Annotated in this window: 19 protein-coding genes and 1 pseudogene; 10 read left to right on the forward strand and 10 right to left on the reverse strand. The window is 72.3% G+C overall.

The genetic code is table 11. From position 1 onward, the window contains the following. A pseudogene (locus HGCM_RS20475) lies at positions 1–299 on the reverse strand (hypothetical protein); the annotation flags it as partial. A 256-nt stretch (positions 300–555) separates the two neighbouring features. Here HGCM_RS20475 and ctaC point away from each other — a divergent pair. Genes ctaC through HGCM_RS11280 form a run of 3 tightly spaced genes read left to right on the forward strand, consistent with a single transcriptional unit; the run spans position 556 to position 3,667 of the window. Continuing rightward, the gene (gene ctaC / locus HGCM_RS11270) at positions 556–1,455 is read left to right on the forward strand and encodes an aa3-type cytochrome oxidase subunit II (protein WP_026075422.1); all 900 of its coding nucleotides are present in this window, start codon (positions 556–558) and stop codon (positions 1,453–1,455) included. Further along, on the forward strand, positions 1,455–3,272 hold the full coding sequence (gene ctaD / locus HGCM_RS11275; protein WP_019136940.1) for an aa3-type cytochrome oxidase subunit I: 1,818 nt from the start codon (positions 1,455–1,457) through the stop codon (positions 3,270–3,272). Before ctaC ends, ctaD begins: the two co-directional genes overlap by 1 nt. Beyond that, a complete protein-coding gene (locus HGCM_RS11280) occupies positions 3,269–3,667 on the forward strand; it encodes a cytochrome c oxidase subunit 4 (RefSeq protein WP_019136941.1) in 399 nt (132 codons plus the stop codon). Before ctaD ends, HGCM_RS11280 begins: the two co-directional genes overlap by 4 nt. A 365-nt stretch (positions 3,668–4,032) precedes the next feature. On the opposite strand, the gene HGCM_RS11285 is transcribed toward HGCM_RS11280, so the two are convergent. From HGCM_RS11285 to ctaE, 5 genes are all read right to left on the reverse strand, one after another. Beyond that, a complete protein-coding gene (locus tag HGCM_RS11285; RefSeq protein ID WP_019136942.1) occupies positions 4,033–4,662 on the reverse strand; it encodes a superoxide dismutase in 630 nt (209 codons plus the stop codon). Positions 4,663–4,772: 110 nt separating this feature from the next. Continuing rightward, positions 4,773–6,521 carry a cytochrome bc1 complex cytochrome b subunit gene (qcrB, locus tag HGCM_RS11290; protein WP_019136943.1) on the reverse strand — a complete coding sequence of 583 codons (1,749 nt, stop codon included), beginning with the start codon at positions 6,519–6,521 and terminating at the stop codon, positions 4,773–4,775. Then, positions 6,518–7,537, reverse strand: a complete 1,020-nt coding sequence (qcrA, locus tag HGCM_RS11295; protein WP_019136944.1) for a cytochrome bc1 complex Rieske iron-sulfur subunit — start codon at positions 7,535–7,537, stop codon at positions 6,518–6,520. Before qcrA ends, qcrB begins: the two co-directional genes overlap by 4 nt. Then, a complete protein-coding gene (gene qcrC, locus HGCM_RS11300; RefSeq protein ID WP_019136945.1) occupies positions 7,534–8,331 on the reverse strand; it encodes a cytochrome bc1 complex diheme cytochrome c subunit in 798 nt (265 codons plus the stop codon). The genes qcrA and qcrC overlap by 4 nt, the downstream gene beginning before the upstream one ends. A 67-nt stretch (positions 8,332–8,398) precedes the next feature. Beyond that, positions 8,399–9,046, reverse strand: a complete 648-nt coding sequence (gene ctaE / locus HGCM_RS11305) for an aa3-type cytochrome oxidase subunit III (RefSeq protein ID WP_081596395.1) — start codon at positions 9,044–9,046, stop codon at positions 8,399–8,401. A 295-nt stretch (positions 9,047–9,341) separates the two neighbouring features. Between ctaE and HGCM_RS20215 the strand changes: the two genes are divergently transcribed. Together HGCM_RS20215 and trpD are read left to right on the forward strand one after the other, a co-directional pair. After that, the gene (locus tag HGCM_RS20215; protein WP_019136948.1) at positions 9,342–9,764 is read left to right on the forward strand and encodes a response regulator; all 423 of its coding nucleotides are present in this window, start codon (positions 9,342–9,344) and stop codon (positions 9,762–9,764) included. After that, the gene (trpD, locus tag HGCM_RS20220) at positions 9,761–10,810 is read left to right on the forward strand and encodes an anthranilate phosphoribosyltransferase (RefSeq protein WP_019136949.1); all 1,050 of its coding nucleotides are present in this window, start codon (positions 9,761–9,763) and stop codon (positions 10,808–10,810) included. The genes HGCM_RS20215 and trpD overlap by 4 nt, the downstream gene beginning before the upstream one ends. A gap of 33 nt (positions 10,811–10,843) precedes the next feature. Here the strand turns inward: trpD and HGCM_RS11320 are convergent, their stop codons facing one another. Together HGCM_RS11320 and HGCM_RS11325 are read right to left on the reverse strand one after the other, a co-directional pair. Next, positions 10,844–11,125, reverse strand: a complete 282-nt coding sequence (locus HGCM_RS11320) for an Lrp/AsnC family transcriptional regulator (RefSeq protein WP_019136950.1) — start codon at positions 11,123–11,125, stop codon at positions 10,844–10,846. Between the two features lie 48 nt (positions 11,126–11,173). After that, a complete protein-coding gene (locus HGCM_RS11325; RefSeq protein WP_019136951.1) occupies positions 11,174–13,024 on the reverse strand; it encodes a DEDD exonuclease domain-containing protein in 1,851 nt (616 codons plus the stop codon). A 113-nt stretch (positions 13,025–13,137) separates the two neighbouring features. On the opposite strand from HGCM_RS11325, the gene HGCM_RS11330 reads away from it, so the two are divergent. Beyond that, positions 13,138–13,344 carry a hypothetical protein gene (locus HGCM_RS11330; protein WP_019136952.1) on the forward strand — a complete coding sequence of 69 codons (207 nt, stop codon included), beginning with the start codon at positions 13,138–13,140 and terminating at the stop codon, positions 13,342–13,344. Positions 13,345–13,431: 87 nt separating this feature from the next. On the opposite strand, the gene HGCM_RS11335 is transcribed toward HGCM_RS11330, so the two are convergent. Beyond that, entirely contained in the window at positions 13,432–15,240 is a 1,809-nt protein-coding gene (locus tag HGCM_RS11335; RefSeq protein WP_019136953.1) for an AMP-dependent synthetase/ligase, read from the reverse strand. Positions 15,241–15,450: 210 nt separating this feature from the next. On the opposite strand from HGCM_RS11335, the gene HGCM_RS11340 reads away from it, so the two are divergent. Next, positions 15,451–16,395 (forward strand): ROK family glucokinase, encoded by a 945-nt coding sequence (locus HGCM_RS11340; RefSeq protein WP_019136954.1) that lies wholly within the window; start codon positions 15,451–15,453, stop codon positions 16,393–16,395. A gap of 48 nt (positions 16,396–16,443) precedes the next feature. Here the strand turns inward: HGCM_RS11340 and HGCM_RS18885 are convergent, their stop codons facing one another. Continuing rightward, entirely contained in the window at positions 16,444–17,028 is a 585-nt protein-coding gene (locus tag HGCM_RS18885) for a hypothetical protein (RefSeq protein WP_019136955.1), read from the reverse strand. Positions 17,029–17,194: 166 nt separating this feature from the next. On the opposite strand from HGCM_RS18885, the gene HGCM_RS11350 reads away from it, so the two are divergent. The 3 genes from HGCM_RS11350 to HGCM_RS11360 all read left to right on the forward strand — a co-directional run bounded on the left by HGCM_RS11350 (position 17,195) and on the right by HGCM_RS11360 (position 20,668). Then, positions 17,195–17,974 carry a lysophospholipid acyltransferase family protein gene (locus HGCM_RS11350; protein ID WP_040399078.1) on the forward strand — a complete coding sequence of 260 codons (780 nt, stop codon included), beginning with the start codon at positions 17,195–17,197 and terminating at the stop codon, positions 17,972–17,974. A gap of 124 nt (positions 17,975–18,098) precedes the next feature. Further along, entirely contained in the window at positions 18,099–19,319 is a 1,221-nt protein-coding gene (locus HGCM_RS11355; protein ID WP_019136957.1) for a pyrophosphate--fructose-6-phosphate 1-phosphotransferase, read from the forward strand. After that, the gene (locus tag HGCM_RS11360; protein WP_019136958.1) at positions 19,316–20,668 is read left to right on the forward strand and encodes a class II 3-deoxy-7-phosphoheptulonate synthase; all 1,353 of its coding nucleotides are present in this window, start codon (positions 19,316–19,318) and stop codon (positions 20,666–20,668) included. The genes HGCM_RS11355 and HGCM_RS11360 overlap by 4 nt, the downstream gene beginning before the upstream one ends. Positions 20,669–20,682 lie beyond the last annotated feature (14 nt).

Here is a 20,682-nt window from a genome sequence, read left to right on the forward strand (position 1 = left end):
TCGGTGCGGGCACCGACCACCGCGGCGACGGCCTCGCGGGCGCCGTCGAGCAGCATGCGCGCCCGGCGTCCCTCGGCGTGCAGCCGTCGCGGGTCGGCCCAGCCCTGGTCGAGCGCCTCCACGAACGCGTCGCGCGCGGCCGGCAGGAGGGGCGCGCGCCCGCCGCCGTCGAGCACGACGCGTCGCCGGGGGCCCGACCGGGCCCCGGACGCCGCACCGCCGGCACGGCCGGAGGTGGTCTGCGTCACATCCGCCGGGCCCGCGGTGCGTCCCGACGTCGTGCTGCGCGGCTCGTCCACCCCGGCACGGTAGCCCGAGCGGCGCGTGTCCATGCGGGCCGGGGCCTCGCACCGCCCTGACGCGCCGCGACGGGGCCGCGGCGACGAGGCCTCGGTGTTGATGACATCACGTCGTCATCCCGTGTTGCGCAGGCCGTGTGACCGTTCTGTGCGCGCTAGGCTGCTCGGGTCGAGGACGTAGGTCCCAGGTGCCGTTCGCCCCCGCGTGGTCCACACGAGGAGCGGCGTCGCCCGGGACGCGAGTGGAAGGCCCCCCGTGCACGCGGACACCCCCCGTCGCAAGCGGCGTCCGGTCCTGGCCTGGACCGGACTCGCAGCGATCGTCGTGGTGGCTCTCAGCGGATGTTCCGCCGAGGTCCAGCGAGGATGGCTGCCCGGCAACTCCGAGGCCGAGGTGACCGACCAGACCGGTCGTGTCGTCAGCCTGTGGGTCGGGTCGTGGATCGCCGCCCTGATCGTCGGCCTCATCACGTGGGGCCTCATGCTGTGGTGCGTCGCGGTGTACCGCAAGCGCCGGTCGGACGACCGGCTGCCCGTGCAGCTGCGCTACCACGTGCCGCTCGAGGTCATGTACATCGTCCTGCCGATCCTCATGGTCGGCGTGCTGTTCTTCTACACGAACCGCGACATGACGGCGATGACCGACACCGGCGGTCCCATCGAGAACCACGTGCAGGCCATCGGCAAGCAGTGGAGCTGGGACTTCAACTACCTCGACGACGACGCGTACGAGACGGGCGTGCAGGCGCAGGACGTCGGCGAGGCCCGCACGGGCGTGCTCGCCGAGCAGGTCACGCTGTGGCTCCCGGTCGACGAGCGCACGCAGTTCACGCTGGACTCGCGCGACGTCATCCACTCCTTCTGGGTGCCGGAGTTCCTCTTCAAGCTCGACATGATCCCGGGCCGGACGAACACCTTCGTCGTGACCCCGACGCGCGTCGGGGAGTACCGCGGCAAGTGCGCCGAGCTCTGCGGCGAGTACCACTCGTCGATGCTCTTCAACGTCAAGGTGGTCGAGCGCGCCGAGTACGACGCCCACATCGCGGAGCTCAAGGCCCGGGGGCAGAGTGGTTCCCTCGGCCTGGAGTGGAGCCGCGAGCAGGACCTGAACAGCGTGAACGAGCAGGATCTTCACGACGCGAGCGAGGAGGGCTGATGGTCGCCACGGCCGAGCACGTCCCTGGCCTGACGCCCACCCGGCAGACCCTCGGACGGACGATCGTCAAGTGGATCACCTCCACGGACCACAAGACGATCGGCTACATGTACCTGATCACGTCGTTCGCGTGGTTCGCGATCGGCGGGATCCTGGCGCTGCTGATCCGCGCCGAGCTGTTCATGCCCGGCATGGACGTGTTCGCCTCGCGCGAGCAGTACAACCAGGCGTTCACGATGCACGGCACGATCATGCTGCTGCTGTTCGCGACGCCGCTGTTCGCCGGCTTCGCGAACGTCATCATGCCGCTGCAGATCGGCGCGCCCGACGTGGCGTTCCCGCGGCTGAACATGCTCGCGTTCTGGTTCTTCTTCTTCGGTGGCCTCATCGCCGCCTTCGGGTTCTTCACGCGCGGCGGGGCGGCCTCCTTCGGGTGGTTCGCGTACGCGCCGCTGTCGAACTCGGCGTTCTCGCCCGGCATGGGCGGCGACCTGTGGGTCTTCGGCCTGGCGCTCGGTGGTTTCGGCACGATCCTCGGCGCGGTCAACTTCATCACCACGATCGTCACGATGCGCGCGCCCGGCATGACGATGTTCCGGATGCCGATCTTCACCTGGAACACGCTCGTCACGTCGCTCCTGGTGCTGATGGCGTTCCCGCCGCTGGCCGCCGCGCTGTTCGCGCTCGGCGCCGACCGCACCCTCGGCGCGCAGGTCTTCAACCCGGAGAACGGCGGCGCCATCCTGTGGCAGCACCTGTTCTGGTTCTTCGGCCACCCCGAGGTCTACATCATCGCCCTGCCGTTCTTCGGCATCGCGACCGAGATCCTGCCGGTCTTCAGCCGCAAGCCGATCTTCGGCTACAAGGGTCTGGTCTACGCGACGATCGCGATCGCGGCGCTGTCCGTGACCGTGTGGGCCCACCACATGTACGTGACGGGAGCGGTGCTGCTGCCGTTCTTCTCGTTCATGACGATGCTCATCGCCGTGCCGACAGGCGTGAAGTTCTTCAACTGGATCGGCACGATGTGGCGCGGCAAGCTCACGTTCGAGACGCCGATGCTGTGGACGCTCGGGTTCCTCGTGACGTTCCTGTTCGGCGGGCTGACGGGCATCATCCTGTCCAGCCCGGCGCTCGACTTCCACCTGTCCGACACGTACTTCGTGGTCGCGCACTTCCACTACGTGGTGTTCGGCACGGTCGTGTTCGCGATGTTCGCCGGCTTCTACTACTGGTGGCCGAAGTTCACGGGCCGGATGCTCGACGAGCGCCTGGGCAAGCTGCACTTCTGGACGCTGTTCGTCGGCTTCCACATGACGTTCCTCATCCAGCACTGGCTCGGCGTGCGGGGCTTCCCCCGCCGGTACGCCGACTACGCGGTGGACGACGGCTTCACGTGGATGAACCAGCTCTCGTCCGTCGGCGCGTTCATCCTCGCGGCGTCCACGCTGCCCTTCCTGTGGAACGTCTACACGACCTGGCGCCACGCGCCCAAGGTCGCGGTCGACGACCCGTGGGGGTACGGCGGCTCGCTCGAGTGGGCGACCAGCTGCCCGCCGCCGCGGCACAACTTCACGTCGCTGCCGCGCATCCGCTCCGAGCGTCCCGCGTTCGACCTGCACCACCCCGAGGTCGCCGCGATGGACTACGTCGAGCCGTCGCCCGGCGTCCTCGACTGGGAGGCCGACCGCCGCGGCGAGACGCCGGTCGCGGTCGAGCGGCTCGCGAACGGCACCGGCGAGCCGGAGCAGTCGTCGGCGGTCGTGGTCGAGGACCCGCCCGTGCAGCGCCGTGACGACGAGGAGGGCACCCGATGAAGCTCGAGGCGAAGCTGTTCCTGTACGGGGTCGCCTTCTTCATCCCGGTCGGGCTCATCTACGCCGCCTGGAGCGGCCGCGAGCCCGTCGGCATGATCGGCATCCCGCTCGTCGGGGGCCTGGTCGGCATGATCGGTGCGTACTTCGCGCTCCTCTCGCGACGCATCGACCCCCGCCCCGAGGACGACGAGCACGGGGAGATCGAGCAGGGCGCCGGCGACCAGGGCGTGTACGCGCCGTGGAGCTGGTGGCCGCTGGTCCTCGGCGGTGCGGCCGCCCTCGGGTTCGCCGGGCTCGCCATCGGCTGGTGGCTGACGTTCATCGGCGCCGGGATCGCCGTGATCGGGCTCGTCGGCTGGGTGTTCGAGTTCTCCCGCGGGCAGCACGCGCACTGACAGCGCCTTTCCTCTCAGGACCGCCTGACGGCCCGGCCGGACGAGCTCCGGCCGGGCCGTCGTGCGTCCCGCGCAGGGTGCGTCGCAGCGGCGCCCGCCGACCGCAGCGCCCCGGCACCCAGGTACACGCCGCCGGCGACCGCAGGGCGCTCTCAGAGCACGCTCAGGCGGCGACGGCAGCTCCGAGCGACCGCCCGGATACGTAGGCGGGCCACGCCCTCACGGAGGCCCGCCCACCACCTTGGTGAGCCCGGCTCGAGGTGGAGGAAGACGCGCTCGCGCGTCCAGGAGGGGCGGGGCTCCCCGGACATGACGGAGGCCGCCACGTTGAGCGTGGCGGCCTCCGGTGGTGCAGGGCGCGGCGGTCAGACCGAGGGGACGATGAGTCCTGCGGTCTGCGCCTTCGCGCGGTCGAACCGGGCGCCGGCGTCGGCCCAGCTCACGATGTTCCACCAGGCCTTGACGTAGTCCGCCTTGACGTTGACGTAGTCCAGGTAGAAGGCGTGCTCCCACATGTCGAGCATGACGATCGGCACGAGGCCGAGCGCGAGGTTCGACTGCTGGTCGTACAGCTGGACGATGACGAGCTTCTGGCCCACGGAGTCCCACGCGAGGATCGACCAGCCGGAACCCTGGATGCCGGTGGCGTTCGCGGCGAAGTGCTTCTGGAACGCCTCGAACGAGCCGAAGAACTCGTCGATCGCCGCCGCCAGCTCACCGACCGGCTTGTCGCCGCCGTCGGGGGAGAGGTTCTGCCAGAACACCGTGTGGTTGACGTGCCCGCCGAGGTTGAACGCGAGGTTCTTCTCGTGCAGGTTCACCGCGGCCAGGTCGTCCTTCTCGCGGGCCTCCGCGAGCTTCTCGAGCGCCGTGTTGGCGCCGCCGACGTACGTGGCGTGGTGCTTGTCGTGATGCAGCTCCATGATCCGCCCCGAGATGTGCGGCTCGAGCGCCGCGTAGTCGTAGGGCAGGTCCGGGAGCGTGTAGTCAGCCATGCGTCATACCTCTCCTCGTCGGTCCGGGCACATGTCTGCGCCCGGGAGAAAGGAAGCGGGCGGCCCGCCGGCGATCCGGCGAGCCGCCCGACCTCTGGGACAACTCTGGTTCAGACGGTGTGATTCCGCCCATCGGCCGCCGTCTCGTCGTGCGGGTCCACGAGGTGCTGACCACCGCCCGGGGCGGAGGAGGCGAGCTCCCGCGTGGCCGGTCCCGCCTCGACCGCGTCGTGCGAGCCGTGGCCGTGCGCCTGGGCCGCGGCGAGCTCGCTCGGCGTCACCGGCTCGACGCGGTCCTCGTAGAACAGCTCGGACAGGCGGCGGCGCATCGTGTCGCGGCGGTAGCCCTTGCGGCGCACGCCGCGCGAGTCCTCCGCCGGCTCGATCTCGAGCGGACGGATCGCCTCGTGCTGCACGCGCAGCCAGCGCTCGTGCGCGTCGAGCGGCTTGTGCACCTCGATGTACTCGCCGCTGGCGAACCGCACGATGCGGCCGGTCTCGTGGCCGTGCAGGACCAGCTCGCGATCCTTGCGCTGCAGCCCGAGGCAGATCCGCTTCGTGATGACGAACGCCAGCCAGGGAGCGACGAAGAGCAGCACCCGGAACGCCCACGTGATGTCGTTGATCGACATGTGGAAGTGCGTCGCGATGAGGTCGTTCGACCCGGCGAGCACCAGGATGAAGAACGCCATGAGCAGCGAGACGCCGAACGCCGTGCGGAACGGGCGGTTGCGCGGCCGGTCGAGCACGTGGTGCTCGCGGTCGTCGCCGGTCGCGAAGGCCTCGATGAACGGGTAGAGCGCGAGCAGCGTGAACAGGATCCCGGGCACCACCATCGCGGGGATGATGACGTTGAGCGGGACCGTGTACTGGCCGATGACGAATTCCGCCCCGCCGGGCATGAGGCGCAGGGCCCCTTCCAGGAAGAGCATGTACCAGTCGGGCTGGGCGCCCGCGGACACGGGCGAGGGGTCGTACGGCCCGTAGTTCCACACCGGGTTGATCGACATCGTCCCGGCCATCAGCGCGATGACGCCGAACACCAGGAAGAAGTTGCCGCCGAGGCGCGCGACGTACACCGGCAGGGCGGGGTAGCCGACGACGTTCTTGTCGGAGCGGCCGGAGCCCGGGTACTGCGTGTGCTTGTGCATCACCATCAGCACGAGGTGCAGGCCGATGAGCGCGAGGATCAGGCCCGGCACGAGCAGGATGTGCACGGTGAACAGCCGCGGGATGAGGTCGTGCCCCGGGAACTCGCCGCCGAAGATGAAGTACGACGTGTAGCTGCCGATGATCGGGATCGCGCGGACGACGCCGTCGGTGATGCGCAGGCCGTTGCCGGAGAGCACGTCGTCGGGGAGCGAGTAGCCGGAGAAGCCGGCCGCGAGGCCGAGGATCAGCAGCACGAAGCCGACGACCCAGTTGATCTCGCGGGGCTTGCGGAACGCGCCCGTGAAGAACACGCGCATCATGTGCACGACGATCGACGCCATGAAGATGAGCGCCGCCCAGTGGTGGATCTGCCGCATGAGCAGGCCGCCGCGGACCTCGAACGAGAGCCGGAGGGTCGAGGAGAAGGCCTCGGACATCTCCACGCCGTTGAGCGACGGCCAGGGGCCGTCGTAGTGCGTCTCGCCCATGCTGGGCACGAAGAACATCGTCAGGAAGACGCCCGAGATCAGCAGCGTCACGAAGCTGTAGAGGGCGATCTCACCGAGCATGAAGGACCAGTGGTCCGGGAAGACCTTGCGCGCGAAGTACTTGACGGCGTGCCCGATGCCGGTGCGCTGGTCGAGGTAGTCCGCCGTGGCCGACGCGGCACGCGCCGCGCCGGTGGGGGTCGAGGTCGTCGTCGTCACGTCAGACGCTCCCAGAAGGTCGGGCCGACCGGCTCGACGAAGTCGCCGCGGGCGACGAGGTAGCCCTCGGCGTCGACCTCGATCGGCAGCTGCGGAAGCGGTCGCTTGGCAGGGCCGAAGACGACCTTCGCGCCGTCCGCCACGTCGAACGTGGACTGGTGGCACGGGCACAGCAGGTGGTGGGTCTGCTGCTCGTAGAGCGCCACCGGGCAGCCCACGTGCGTGCAGATCTTCGAGTAGGCGACGATCCCGTCGAAGCCGAAGCCGGGCTCGCGCTCGGACTTCAGGTCACGGGGGTCCATGCGCACGAGGAGGACGACGGCCTTGGCCTTCTCGTCGAGAGGGCTCTCGGCCTCGTGCAGGTCCTCGGGGATGACGTGCGCGATCGAGCCGATCGTGAGGTCCGACGCCTTGATCGGACGGCCGGTCGGGTCGTAGGCGAGGCGGGTGCCCTTGCGCCACATCGTGTGCTTGAACTTCGAGACGTTCCAGTCCTCGCCGACGTTGCCGATGAGCGGCAGGACGATCGAGAGCGGGAACAGCGCGAGCGCCGTGAGGCCGGCGCCCTTGAGCGCGCCGCGCCGGCTGATGCCCGAGTCGGCGGCGCCGTCCTGCAGGGCCTGGATCGCGCCCGCGCGCGTCTCGTCGTCGCTGCGCTGCGGGTGCCGCTCCTCGACGTACTCCTTGTTGCTCATCAGCGTCTTCGCCCAGTGGATGATGGCGGTGCCGATGCCGAGCAGGATGCACGTGAGCGCGAGGCCGAGGACGATGTTCGAGAGCCGCATGGACTCCGGCTTCTCGCCGGGCGGCAGGGCGAAGTACGCCCACACGAACACGATCGTGCCGACGATCGAGACGGTGAAGAGCGCGGCGACCTGACGCTCCGCCTTCTTGGCGGCCTTCTCGTCGAGGTCGCCGAGGCGCGGGTTGGGCTGGTGCACGCCCGGGTCGTCGAAGCGCTCGGGGTGCTCGCCCGCGCCGCGCTGGACGATCTCGGTGCTGTTGTCGTGGCTCACGAGGACTTCGCCCCTCCCCAGACGGCGAGGGCGATGAGCAGGCCGATGCCGACGACCCAGGCCCACAGGCCCTCGCTGACCGGCCCGAGGGAGCCCAGGTCGAGTCCGCCGGGGGCCGCGCCGCCCTGCTGGTCGATGAACGCGATGATGTCCCGCTTCTCGTCCGGCGTGATGATCGCGTCGTTGAAGACCGGCATCGACTGCGGGCCGGTGAGCATGGCCTCGTACAGGTGCGTCGGCGTGGTCTCCCACAGGTTCGGCGCGAACTTGCCGCCCGAGAGCGCGCCGCCGGCGCCGACGGCGTTGTGGCACATCGCGCAGTTGGTGCGGAACAGGGCCATGCCGTTCGCGGGGTCGCCCAGCGCGGGGTCGACCTGCTCGGCCGACGGGATCGCGGGGCCGGTGCCGAGCGACGCGACGTAGGCCGCGAGCTGCGCGATCTGCTCGTCGTTGAACTGCACGGGCTTGGCCGGCGCCTGCGGGCCGTTCGCCTGCATGGGCATCCGGCCGGTGCCGACCTGGAAGTCCACCGCTGCGGCGCCGACGCCGATCAGCGACGGCGCGACGTCGGTGCCGGAGGCCGTCGGGCCGTGGCACGTCGCGCAGTTCGCCTGGAAGAGCGCCTTGCCGGCGGCGATGTCGTCGGTCGTCGCGGTCGCGGCGGCCTGCTCGGGGGTCGCGCCGGCAGGAGCCGGGGCGAACACCGCGTACAGGCCACCGGTGAGCAGCAGCGCCAGCAGGAGCAGGACGACAGGGGCTCTCCTGTCGTGCCTGCGGGCTGCGAGTGCCTTCACGGATCGGTCCTCGTCTCGCACTGGTGGGGGGTGGGGCGTCGCGCGGGCCGTGCGGCCCGGCGGGGGGTCACTTCAGCAGGTAGATCACCGCGAAGAGGGCGATCCAGACGACGTCGACGAAGTGCCAGTAGTACGACGTCACGATCGCCGTCGTCGCCTCGTGGTGGCCGAACCGCTTCGCCGCGAACGAGCGGCCGAGCAGGAACAGGAAGGCGATGAGGCCGCCGACCACGTGCAGGCCGTGGAAGCCGGTCGTCAGGTAGAACACGGACCCGTACGGGCTCGACGCGATCGTCAGGCCCTCGTGCACGAGCTCGGCGTACTCGAAGATCTGGCCGCCGATGAAGAACGCGCCCATCACGTAGGTGAGCGTGATCCACTCGTTCATGCCCCAGCGGCTGACCTGGAAGATCGAGCCGGACCGGACGGGCTGGAAGCGCTCGGCCGCCCAGACCCCGAACTGGCACGTCACCGACGACAGCACCAGCACGGTGGTGTTGATCGCCGCGAAGGTGACGTTGAGCTTGGCGGTCTGCTCGGCCCACTCCCCGGGCACCGCTGCCCGGAGCGTGAAGTACATCGCGAACAGGCCGGCGAAGAACATGAGCTCGCTGGCCAGCCACACGATCGTGCCCACCGACACCGGGTTGGGTCGGTTCACACTGACGTGCGCTGTGGTGCGAGGGGCAGCCATGGCAGTCGACACGTCCGCCATTATGGCGGAGATGTGAAGCGCATGGGCCCTTGGGCCCACGCGTGCCGACGCGGGATATGTCACATCGTCACGATCGCGGGGGCGGGCGCGGGCCCGGGACCAGCACCGATCCGCATTCCCATGCGTCTGGGCCCCCGCGGCGAGGCTCCCGAACTCGTGGAGATCCCGTGTCGCGGCGGGCCGGCGCCCGCGTGTCGTGTGCTAGTGCCGGCGCGGGCCGTGCGTCCCGCCCGCGGGCACGCGGACGTGCCAAGATTCCCTTGCGACGCACGACGACGACGAGTGAGGACGCCCCATGAGCACGGCCCCCCAGCCCGCGACGGCCACCGGCCCCGCGATCCTGCTGTACTCCGACGACGTGGACGTGCGCGAGCAGGTCCGGCTCGCGGTCGGGCGGCGCCTGCGCGCGGGGGAGCCGGACGTCCGCTGGATCGAGGTCGCCACGGCCACCGCCGTCATCACGGTCACGGAGAACGAGCACCCGGACCTGCTGATCCTCGACGGGGAGGCGGACAAGGTCGGCGGCATGGGGCTGTCGCGCCAGCTCAAGGACGAGGTCTACCGCTGCCCCCCGACGCTCGTGCTCACGGGCCGCCCGCAGGACGCGTGGCTCGCCTCGTGGTCGAACGCCGACGGCGTGGTCAGCCGCCCGATCGACCCGCAGGTGCTCCACGACGCCGTCGAGGCGCTCGTGCGGCGCACCGCCACGGCGCGGTGAGCGAGCCCACGCCGACCTGGTCGGACCTGCTCACCACGCTCGTCTCCGGCACCGACCTGTCGGCGGCCCAGACGAGCTGGGCCATGGACGAGATCATGGCCGGCGCGGCGTCGCCCGCGCGCGTCGCGGGCCTGCTCGTCGGGCTGCGGGCCAAGGGCGAGACGGTCGACGAGCTGACCGGCCTCGCCGAGGGGATGCTGGCGCACGCCCTGCGCATCGAGGTGCCGGGACGCACGCTCGACATCGTCGGCACGGGCGGCGACCGGGCGCACACGGTGAACGTGTCCACGATGGCGGCGCTCGTGGTCGCCGGGACGGGGCTCACGGTCGTCAAGCACGGCAACCGCGCGGCGTCGTCGTCGTCCGGCTCGGCCGACGTGCTGGAGGCGCTGGGCATCCGCCTCGACCACCCGCCCGCCCGGGTCGCCGAGATCGCGACCGAGGTCGGCATCACGTTCTGCTTCGCGCAGGTCTTCCACCCGTCCTTCCGGCACGCGGCGACGGCCCGCGGCGAGCTCGGGATCGCGACGGCCTTCAACTTCCTCGGGCCGCTCACCAACCCCGCCCAGCCGCGCTCGACGGCCGTCGGCGTGGCGTCGGCAGGCATGGCGCCGATCGTGGCGGGCGTGTTCGCCTCGCGCGGGTTCTCCGCGATGGTGTTCCGCGGCACGGACGGCCTCGACGAGCTCGCCGGCACGGCGCCCTCCCAGGTGTGGGAGGTGCGGGGCGGCGACGTCACCGAGCACGAGATCGACTGGACGGACGCGCTCGGGCTCACGCCGATCTCCGTCGCGGACCTGCGCGGCGCCGACGCGGTGCACAACGCGGGCGTGGCGCGCGAGGTGCTCGACGGCCGCCCCGGGGTCGTGCGGGAGACCGTGCTGCTCAACGCCGCCGCGGCGATCGTCGCGGACGGGTCGCTGCCCGGCACGGGCGACGGCCCGCTCGTCGAGCGGATGGCCGCGGCCCTCGCGCTGGCGGCGCGGTCGGTCGACACCGGCGCTGCCCGGGACGTGCTCGAGCGCTGGGTCGCGGCGACGGCCTGAGCCGACGGCGCCGTCGCCCGCCGGCTGCGGGCCTCAGTCCTCCAGGCCGAGGGCGAACGCCTGCTCGAGGTCGTGCTGCGAGTACGTGCGGAACGCGATGTACGTCTGCGTGCGCAGCACGCCCTCGATCTTGCTGACCCGGTCGGCGATCACGTCGGCCAGGTCGTCGTGCTCCCGCACCCGGACCATCGCGATGAGGTCGACCTCGCCGGTGACCGAGTAGACCTCGCTCACCCCCTTGATCTCCGCGATCTCCTTGGCGACCTCCGGGATGCGGGAGGCGTCGGTGTCCACGAGCACGATGGCGGTCAGCATGCGGCCATCATGCCCCGGTGCCGGGCACGTGGACGAGCGACGGGCCGGTCAGGCGATGCGCGGCTCGGCCCGGACCGGGACGGCCTCGGGGCGCGGGGCGGCGGGGTCGACGACGCCCGGTGCCGGAGCGCCCGAGACGCGGGCCAGGTGCGCCGCCACCGCGGCGGCCGGGTCCGCCTCGGACAGCGCGCTGCGCACGGGCAGCGCCCACGTCCCGTCCACCTCGACGATCCGGGTGCCCGGCCGCTCGAGCCACTCGAGCAGCAGGTCCGTCTCCTCCGGGTGGGCCGCCGACGAGGGCGGGACGGGAGGCTCCACGTGCTCGCCGCTGGCCTGCAGCGCCGCCACGAGGGGGCGCGGGTCCGTCCGGCGGTCCGCCCGTGCGGTGCCGGCGAGCCGGCCGTGGCGCACCAGGACCAGCTCCCAGCCGCCGTCGTCCGTCCGGCGCGCCGCCACGACCTCCGCGCAGCGCGCGAGGGCGCCGGCCCGCTGCGCCCGCACGGCGCCGCGCAGGAACGCGCCGAGCCGGTCACGGACCGTCGCGGCCTCCTCGAACCGCTGCTGGTCGGACAGCGCCTGGATCCGCTCCGCGTGCGCGGCCACGACGACCGCGGCGTCGCCGAGCATCGTCGCGCGCACCGCGTCGGCGACGCGTGCGTACTCGTCGACCGGCTGCCGGCCCTGGCACGGCGCGCCGCAGCGGCCGAGCTCGGCGAGCACGCAGGCGGAGGCCCCGGGGGCGGCGACGAGGGGCAGCCGGCGGCTGCAGCGGCGGATCGGGTAGGACTCGTGCAGCGCCTCGACCGCCAGCGTGGCGGACGCCGCCGAGCCGAACGGGCCGAGGTAGGCCGCCCCCGGCTCGTCCCGGACCTCGCGCACCACCGACAGCCGGGGGTAGGGCTCGCTCGTCAGGCGGACCCACGGCATGCGCTCGGGGAACCGGGAGCGGCGGTTGTACCGGGGGGCGTGCTCCGCGATGAGGCGCAGCTCGCGCACGCGCGCCTCCAGCGGGGTCGCGCACACGACGGGGTCGACCCGCTCGGCGACGCGCACCATCTCGACGATCCGCCCGCGCTTCTCCGCCGAGGTGAAGTAGGAGCGCACCCGCCGGCGCAGCGAGGTCGTCGACGTCCCGACGTAGAGGACCTCGTCGTGCGGGCCGCGGAAGAGGTACACGCCCGGCGCGTCCGGCAGCCCGTCGGCCAGCGTGCGCTTGCGCCGCACGTCACCCGGGACCGGGTCGGCCGCCGTCGCGAGGTCCTCCAGGTGCGTGACGCCGAGCGGGGCCAGCCGGCCGAGCAGCGCGTGCAGGACGTCGACGGTCGCCCGCGCGTCCGACAGCGCCCGGTGGTTCGGCGTCACCGTCGCCCCGAACGCGGCGGCGAGGGTGCTCAGCTTGTGGTTCGGCACCTCGTCGCGGGTGACGGCGCGCCGCGCGAGCCGGACGGTGTCGACCACCTGGGGGCCGGGCCACGCGTGGCCGGTGCGGGCCGCCGCGGCCTTGAGGAAGCCCACGTCGAACGGCGCGTTGTGGGCGACGAGGACGGCGCCGCGCGCGAACTCCAGGAAGCTGGGCAGCACCTCCTCGATGCGCGGGGCGCCCACGAGCATCGTCGTCGTGATGCCCGTGAGGACCTGGATGTACGGGGGGACCGGGCCGCCCGGGTCCACCAGCGTCTGGAACTCGCCGAGCACCTCGCCGCCCCGGACCTTGACCGCGCCGATCTCGGTGATGCCGCAGTCCGCGGGGGTGCCGCCCGTCGTCTCGAGGTCGACGACGACGAACGTCACGTCCGACAGCGGGGTGCCGACCTCCTCGAGCGTCACCTGCACCGGCGTCCCGGTGGCCGGCGCGACGTCCGCCCACAGCGGGCGTGGCGGGCGCAGCGGGATCGGCATGGCGGGGACGGTAGCCGCGCCCGCCGACACCGAGCGGCTGCCGCGCCGGGGGCCCACGACCCCTCGCGCCGGCCGCACCGAGGCGTGTCAGTCGCCCTGGCTACCGTCGCCGCATGATCATCGACTGCGACACGTGCACCGTGCGCGGCGCGGCCTGCACCGACTGCGTCGTGACCTTCCTGACGGTGCCCGTCCGTCCCGCGCTCCCCGACGAGGCGACGGCGCGACGGGTCGAGCTGGTGGCCGTCGAGCAGCGCGCGATCGACGCGCTGGCCGCCTCCGGCCTCGTCCCGCCGCTGCGCGCCTCCCCGGCCGTCTGACCCGTGGCCCGAGGCGGCCGACCGCGGCCGCCCCCGGGCACGCACGAGGGCCGGTGCCGACGACGCCGGCACCGGCCCTCGTGGAGGTCAGCCCTGGACGGGCCCGTCGTAGAGCGCGTCCACCTCGCCCGCGAAGTCCTTGAGCACGACCGAGCGCTTCACGCTCAGCTTCGGCGTCAGGTAGCCGTTCGCGATCGTCAGGTCCGTCGGCAGGATCCGGTACTTGCGGATCGACTCGGCGCGCGAGACCGCCTTGTTCGCCTTCTCGACGGCCTTGTCGAGCGACTCGAGCACGTCGGGGTCCTTCGCGGCCTCCTCGATGCTCATGGCCGGCTTGCCGTGGGCGGCGAGCCACCCGGGCACGCCCTCGGGGTCGAGCGTCAGCAGCGCGCCGATGAAGGGCCGCTGGTCGCCGACCACGACCACCTGGCTCAGCAGCGGGTGCGCGCGCAGCCGGTCCTCGAGGACCGCCGGCGCGACGTTCTTGCCGCCGGCGGTGACGATGATCTCCTTCTTGCGCCCGGTGATCCGCAGGAAGCCGTCCTCGTCCAGCGTGCCGAGGTCCCCGCTCTTGAACCAGCCGTCCTGGAGCGCCTCCGCCGTCGCGGTCTCGTTGCCGTGGTAGCCGCGGAAGACCTGGACGCCCTTGATCTCGACCTCGCCGTCGGCGGCGATGCGGATGGAGGAGCCGGGCAGCGGCCGCCCGACCGTGCCGATCTTCGTCAGCTCGGGCCGGTTCACGGTCGCCGGCGCGGTCGTCTCCGTCAGGCCGTACCCCTCGAGCACCTTGAGCCCGACGCCCCGGTAGAAGTGGCCGAGCCGCTCGCCGAGCGGCGCCCCGCCCGAGATGGCCCACTCGGCCTGGCCGCCGAGCGCGTTGCGGATCTTGTGCAGCACGAGCAGGTCGGCGACCTTGTGCTGCAGGCGCAGCCACAGCGACGGGCCGCCGGGCGTGTCCAGGGCGCGCGAGTAGACGATCGCCGTCTTGGCGGCGCGCTGGAAGATCGCGGACTTGCCGCCCGCCGCGGCCTTCTGCTCCGAGGAGTTGTAGACCTTCTCGAACACGCGGGGCACCGACAGGATGAACGTCGGCCGGAACGTGCCCATGTCGGCGACGAGCGTGCGGGTGTCGGGCGTGTGCCCCATGACCGCGCCGGCCGGCACGACGAGGACGTGGATGAACCGCGCGAACACGTGCGCGAGCGGCATGAAGAGCAGCGTGCGCGCGTTCTCGCTCGAGACGACGACGCCCAGCTCCTCGATCGCGTTGAGGACGAGGTCGTTGAAGTTGCCGTGCGTCAGCTCGACGCCCTTGGGCCGGCCCGTCGTCCCCGAGGTGTAGATGACGGTCGCGAGGTCGTCGAGGCCCGCCAGCGCGCCGCGGCGGTCGACCTCGTCGTCCGTGACGTCGGCCCCGGCCGCGACGAGCGCGTCGACGGCGCCCTCGTCGATCACGAGCGTCTCGCGGACGTTCGTGTCCGCCAGCACCTCCTCGGCGACCGCCCGGTGCTCCGGCGTCTCGACCACGAGCAGCGACACGTCGGAGTCGGTGAGGATCCACTGCACCTGCTCGGCCGACGACGTCTCGTAGACCGGCACGGGCACCGCGCCCGCGGCCCACGCGGCCCAGTCGAGCAGCGACCACTCGTACCGCGTGCGGGACATGATCGCGACGCGGTCGCCGGGCTGGACGCCCTTCGCGACGAGACCCTTGGCGACCGCGCGGACGCGGGCCTGGACCTCCCGCGCATTGATCGCCGTCCACTCGCTCGCGCCCTCGGGCTTGACCTCGTAGAGGGCCTTCTCGGGCGCCGACGCGACGCGCGCGGCGAGCAGGTCGTTGAGGTTCTTGCCCCGATCGGTCTCGATGAGCAAGGGGGAGGTGAACTCGTCCATGCTGACTCCAGTGGCAGTGGCGAAGGTGACCAGAGGATACGTGACCGAAGGTCCCGCACAGCCGGTACGCGCGTGAGTACCCTCGGACGCCGGAGTAGCACCTACTTCCACCTGCCGGCGCGCGGCCCCGACCGCCAGCGCGTCCGGTTACGGTGAGCACGTCGCCGCTCGGCGGACCTTCCACCACGAGCTCGAGGAGCACGAGGACCCATGCACGCGATCGGTGTGGACATCGGCGGGACGAAGATCGCCGCCGGTGTCGTCGACGAGGACGGCACGCTCCTCGCCAAGACGCGGCGCGACACGTCCCCGGACGACGCCGCGAGCATCGACCGCGCGATCGCCGACGTCTACGCCGAGCTGAGCGCGTCCTACGAGATCGGCGCGATGGGCCTGGCGGCGGCCGGCTTCGTGGCCGCCGACCGCTCCGGCGTCCTCTTCGCGCCGAACATCGCCTGGCGCGACTACCCGCTGCGGGACAACGTCGCGGCGCTCATCGACGACGACGTCCGGATCGTCGTGGAGAACGACGCGAACGCCGCCGGCTGGGCCGAGTTCCGGTTCGGCGCGGCGCGCGACGTCGACGACATGCTCATGCTGACGGTCGGGACCGGGCTCGGGGGCGCGATCGTCGTCTCCGGCGAGCTCGTGCGCGGCGCGTGGGGCGTCGCCGCGGAGATCGGCCACATGCGCGTCGTGCCGGGCGGCCACTACTGCGGCTGCGGCCACGAGGGCTGCTGGGAGCAGTACGCCTCCGGCAGCGCGCTCGTGCGCGACGCGCAGGCGCAGGCGGTCGTCGACCCGGCGGCGGCCGGCCGGCTGCTCGAGCTCGCCGGCGGGGACGCGGAGAAGATCACCGGCCCGCACGTGACGAAGGCCGCCCAGGAGGGCGACCCGCTCGCGGTCCGGCTGCTCGCGGACCTCGGCCGGTGGCTGGGGGAGGGCTCGGCGTCCGTGGCGGCGCTGCTGGACCCCGCCCTCATCGTCGTCGGCGGCGGCGTCGCCTCCGCCGGCGAGCTGCTGCTGGCCCCCGCGCGCAAGGGCTTCGCCGAGCAGCTCTCGGCCCGCGGCCACCGCCCGGAGGCGGCGATCGTCGTCGCCGCGATGGGCAACGACGCCGGCATGGTCGGCGCGGCGGACCTCGCGCGCGTCTGAGCGGCCGCGGCCCAGGGGGCCGTCCTCGGCGGATGCCCGCCGAGGACGCTAGACCTGCGCGCCGGTGTCGTCGTCGGAGGGGTCCCGGTGCGTGGGCATCCGCCACACCAGCACGGCCACGCCCAGCAGGAAGACCACGCACGCCGCCTGCACGAGCGCGCTCGGCGCGCCGCGCCACGCGATGAGCACGACGAGCAGGAAGACCGGCATCCCGGCGACGGCGAGCCACGCCATCGTCAGGAGCGGGTCGCCACCCAGCACGGGACCGGGGTCGGGCGGCACGAAGTGCTCCTGCTCGTCGACCGAGGTCTCGGCCTCGTCGTACTGCGACGTGCCGTCCCAGTCGCGCCCGTCGAGCTCGCGCCCGGGGCCCCCGTCGGCCGGCCCGGCGGGTCGCACGACGCGCTGCTCGACCCACGGGGCGACCGGGAACGAGCCGACCCGCGGCCCGTCCGGCGTCGCGCCGCGCTCCTCGCGGCCCGCGCGCCCGTCGTCGTCGCCGGAGTCGACCTGCTCGAGCCGTGCGACGAGCGACGCCCACGTGTCCTCGTCGTCGCCACCGGGCGCGTCCGACCCCTCGGGCGGCACCGGCTGGTCCGCCGCGTCGTCGTGGTCGTCGGGGCGCGCAGGCATGACAGCACTCTAGAGTCGGACCTACGGCGGCGCCCCGCCCCTCGCGCTCGCGCGGCCCGGGCGCCGGACACGCGGTCCCCGGCTCCGCGCGTCACGTCCGGCGCAGGTCGAGGACGTAGGGTGCGGCGGTCGGCCTCGAAGGGATGAGCGGTTGTTCTACTGGTTGATGAAGCGGGTGTTCGTCGGACCCCTGCTGCACCTGGTCTACCGGCCGTGGGTGCGCGGAGCCGAGAACGTCCCGTCGTCCGGGGCGGCGATCCTGGCGAGCAACCACCTCGCGGTGATCGACTCGTTCTTCCTGCCGCTCGTGCTCGACCGCGAGGTCGTGTTCATCGGCAAGCAGGAGTACTTCACCGGCAAGGGGCTGCGCGGGCGCGTGACCGCGGGGTTCATGCGCGGCGTGGGCACCATCCCGGTCGACCGCAGCGGCGGCAAGGCCAGCGAGGCGGCGCTCAACACCGGCCTGCGCCGGCTGCGCGAGGGCGGCCTGTTCGGCATCTACCCCGAGGGCACCCGCAGCCCCGACGGCCGGCTGTACCGCGGCAAGACCGGCATCGCCCGCCTGGCGCTGGAGTCCGGCGCCCCCGTCGTCCCGATCGCGATGGTCGACACCGACGTCGCCCAGCCCCTCGGCCGCACGATCCCCAAGGTCATGCGGGTGGGCGTCGTGATCGGCGAGCCCCTCGACTTCAGCCGCTACGCCGGCATGGAGAACGACCGCTTCATCCTGCGCTCGGTCACCGACGAGATCATGTACGCGATCATGAGCCTGTCGGGCCAGGAGTACGTGGACGTGTACGCGGCGACCCAGAAGGCGCGCATCGCCGCCGGGCACGGCTCGGCTGAGGAGGACGGCCAGCTGCCGGCCGCTCCCGGGGGCCGTCCCGCCCCGGACGTCCAGGTTCCGGTCCCGCCCGAGGACGAGCCGACGACGTCAGTAGGATGACCCGGGCGCCTGCGCAGGCGCGCGTCGTCCGACCTTCGTCCCGGCGACGGCCCGCGCGCACGGCCCAGGCTGGGTCCTCGCCGGCAACCGTGCCGGCCGTGCTCATCAACGAGAGGTGTGTCTCATGTCGGTTCGTCGCGTCGCTCTCCTGACCGCGGGTGGCTTCGCTCCGTGCCTGTCGTCCGCCGTCGGCGGTCTGATCGAGCGCTACACGGAGATCGCCCCGGACGTCGAGATCATCGCGTACGAGCACGGCTACTACGGGCTGCTGCGCGGCGACAAGATCGTCATCGACGAGGAGACGCGTCGCAAGGCCGGCGTCCTGCACCGCTTCGGCGGCTCGCCCATCGGCAACTCCCGCGTCAAGCTGACGAACGCGAAGGACTGCGTCAAGCGCGGCCTCGTGCAGGAGGGCCAGGACCCGCTGCAGGTCGCGGCCGAGCAGCTCAAGGCCGACGGCGTGGACGTGCTGCACACCATCGGCGGCGACGACACGAACACGACCGCCGCCGACCTCGCCGCGTACCTCGCGGACAACGACTACGGCCTGACCGTCGTCGGCCTGCCGAAGACGATCGACAACGACGTGGTGCCGATCCGCCAGTCGCTGGGCGCGTGGACCGCGGCCGAGGAGGCCGCCCAGTTCGCGGCGAACATCATCGGCGAGCACCGCAGCGGCCCGCGCATGCTCATCGTGCACGAGGTGATGGGGCGCCACTGCGGGTGGCTCACCGCCGCCGCGTCGGTCGAGTACCGCAGGTGGCTCGACCGCCAGGAGTGGGTGCCCAGCATCGGCCTGAGCAAGGAGCGGTGGGACATCCACGCCGTGTTCCTGCCGGAGCTCGCGCTGGACATCGACGCCGAGGCGGAGCGTCTCAAGGCGATCATGGACGAGCAGGGCAACGTCAACATCTTCCTGTCCGAGGGCGCCGGGATGCACGAGATCGTCGAGCAGCTCGAGGCGTCGGGTGAGACGGTCGAGCGCGACCCGTTCGGCCACGTCAAGCTCGACACCATCAACCCGGGCCAGTGGTTCGCGAAGCAGTTCGCCGCCAAGCTCGGCGCCGAGAAGACGATGGTGCAGAAGTCCGGCTACTACTCGCGCGCCGCGGCCGCGAACGCCGAGGACCTGCGCCTCATCAAGTCGATGACCGACCTCGCGGTCGAGTGCGCGCTGCGCGGCGAGTCCGGCGTGATCGGCCACGACGAGGAGCAGGGCGACGTGCTGCGCGCGATCGAGTTCCCGCGCATCGCCGGCGGCAAGCCGTTCGACGTGAGCGTGCCGTGGTTCGGCGAGCTGCTCGCCGACATCGGTCAGCCGCTGGCCCCGGCGAGCCACTCATGAGCGTCGAGCCGGACCCGCAGGTCGTCGCGGGCCTCGACGCCTGGGAGCAGCTCACCGCGGCCCAGCAGCCGCAGTGGCCCGACGCGGAGAGCCTGCGCGCTGCGCGCGGCCGGCTCGCGTCGCTGCCTCCGCTCGTCTTCGCCGGGGAGGCGGACGCGCTGCGCGCGCAGCTCGCCGCCGCCGGCCGGGGCGAGGCCTTCCTGCTGCAGGGCGGCGACTGCGCCGAGACGTTCGCCGAGGCGACGGCCGACAACATCCGCAACAAGGTCAAGACCATCCTGCAGATGGCCGTCGTGCTGACGTACGGCGCCAGCCTGCCGGTGGTCAAGATGGGGCGGATGGCCGGGCAGTACGCCAAGCCGCGCTCGTCCGACAGCGAGACCCGCGACGACGTCACGCTGCCCGCCTTCCGCGGCGACATCATCAACGACCACGCGTTCACGCCCGAGGCCCGCACCCCGGACCCGCAGCGGCTCCTGGAGGCGTACCACACGTCCGCGTCGACGCTGAACCTCATCCGGGCCTTCACCACGGGCGGGTTCGCGTCGCTGCTGCGGGTGCACGAGTGGAACCGCGGCTTCACCACCAACCCGGCGTACAAGCGCTACGACGAGATCGCCGCCGAGATCGACCGTGCCATCCGGTTCATGGCGGCGTGCGGCGCGGACTTCGACGCGCTGCGGACGGTGGACTTCTTCGCGAGCCACGAGGGGCTGCTGCTGGACTACGAGCGCCCGCTCACCCGGATCGACAGCCGCACGGGCCTCCCGTACGACTGCTCGGCGCACTTCCTCTGGATCGGCGAGCGGACGCGCCAGCTCGACGGCGCGCACGTCGACTACTTCTCCCGGGTGCACAACCCGATCGGCGTGAAGCTCGGCCCGACGACCTCGGGCGACGACGCGCTCGCCCTCATCGACCGGCTGAACCCGACGGGGGAGCCCGGGCGCCTGACGTTCATCACCCGCATGGGTGCTTCGCAGGTGCGCGACCGGCTCCCGGCGCTCGTCGAGAAGGTGACGGCCGACGGCCGCCCCGTGACGTGGGTCTGCGACCCGATGCACGGCAACGGCATCACGTCCGCGACCGGGTACAAGACCCGCCGGTTCAGCGACGTGATGGACGAGGTCGCCGGGTTCTTCGAGGTGCACCGCGCGCTGGGCACCGTGCCCGGCGGCCTGCACATCGAGCTCACCGGCGACGACGTCACGGAGGTCCTCGGCGGCTCCGCCGAGATCGACGACGAGGGCCTGGCGCGCCGCTACGAGACGCTGGTGGACCCGCGCCTCAACCACCAGCAGTCGCTCGAGATGGCCTTCCAGGTCGTCGAGCTGCTCCGCGCGGCCTGACGCGGACGACGCAG

It is taken from the genome of Cellulomonas massiliensis JC225, from assembly GCF_000312005.1.
Classification (GTDB): Bacteria; Actinomycetota; Actinomycetes; order Actinomycetales; family Cellulomonadaceae; genus Cellulomonas; species Cellulomonas massiliensis.

Excerpts from the sequence above, each read along its gene's own strand:
- ctaD (WP_019136940.1), top strand. The coding sequence starts at position 1,455 with ATGGTCGCCACGGCCGAGCACGTCCCTGGCCTGACGCCCACCCGGCAG.
- HGCM_RS11280 (WP_019136941.1), top strand. The coding sequence starts at position 3,269 with ATGAAGCTCGAGGCGAAGCTGTTCCTGTACGGGGTCGCCTTCTTCATC.
- HGCM_RS11285 (WP_019136942.1), bottom strand. The coding sequence starts at position 4,662 with ATGGCTGACTACACGCTCCCGGACCTGCCCTACGACTACGCGGCGCTC.
- ctaE (WP_081596395.1), bottom strand. The coding sequence starts at position 9,046 with ATGGCGGACGTGTCGACTGCCATGGCTGCCCCTCGCACCACAGCGCAC.
- HGCM_RS20215 (WP_019136948.1), top strand. The coding sequence starts at position 9,342 with ATGAGCACGGCCCCCCAGCCCGCGACGGCCACCGGCCCCGCGATCCTG.
- HGCM_RS11320 (WP_019136950.1), bottom strand. The coding sequence starts at position 11,125 with ATGCTGACCGCCATCGTGCTCGTGGACACCGACGCCTCCCGCATCCCG.
- HGCM_RS11325 (WP_019136951.1), bottom strand. The coding sequence starts at position 13,024 with ATGCCGATCCCGCTGCGCCCGCCACGCCCGCTGTGGGCGGACGTCGCG.
- HGCM_RS11330 (WP_019136952.1), top strand. The coding sequence starts at position 13,138 with ATGATCATCGACTGCGACACGTGCACCGTGCGCGGCGCGGCCTGCACC.
- HGCM_RS11335 (WP_019136953.1), bottom strand. The coding sequence starts at position 15,240 with ATGGACGAGTTCACCTCCCCCTTGCTCATCGAGACCGATCGGGGCAAG.
- HGCM_RS11340 (WP_019136954.1), top strand. The coding sequence starts at position 15,451 with ATGCACGCGATCGGTGTGGACATCGGCGGGACGAAGATCGCCGCCGGT.
- HGCM_RS18885 (WP_019136955.1), bottom strand. The coding sequence starts at position 17,028 with ATGCCTGCGCGCCCCGACGACCACGACGACGCGGCGGACCAGCCGGTG.
- HGCM_RS11350 (WP_040399078.1), top strand. The coding sequence starts at position 17,195 with ATGAAGCGGGTGTTCGTCGGACCCCTGCTGCACCTGGTCTACCGGCCG.
- HGCM_RS11355 (WP_019136957.1), top strand. The coding sequence starts at position 18,099 with ATGTCGGTTCGTCGCGTCGCTCTCCTGACCGCGGGTGGCTTCGCTCCG.
- HGCM_RS11360 (WP_019136958.1), top strand. The coding sequence starts at position 19,316 with ATGAGCGTCGAGCCGGACCCGCAGGTCGTCGCGGGCCTCGACGCCTGG.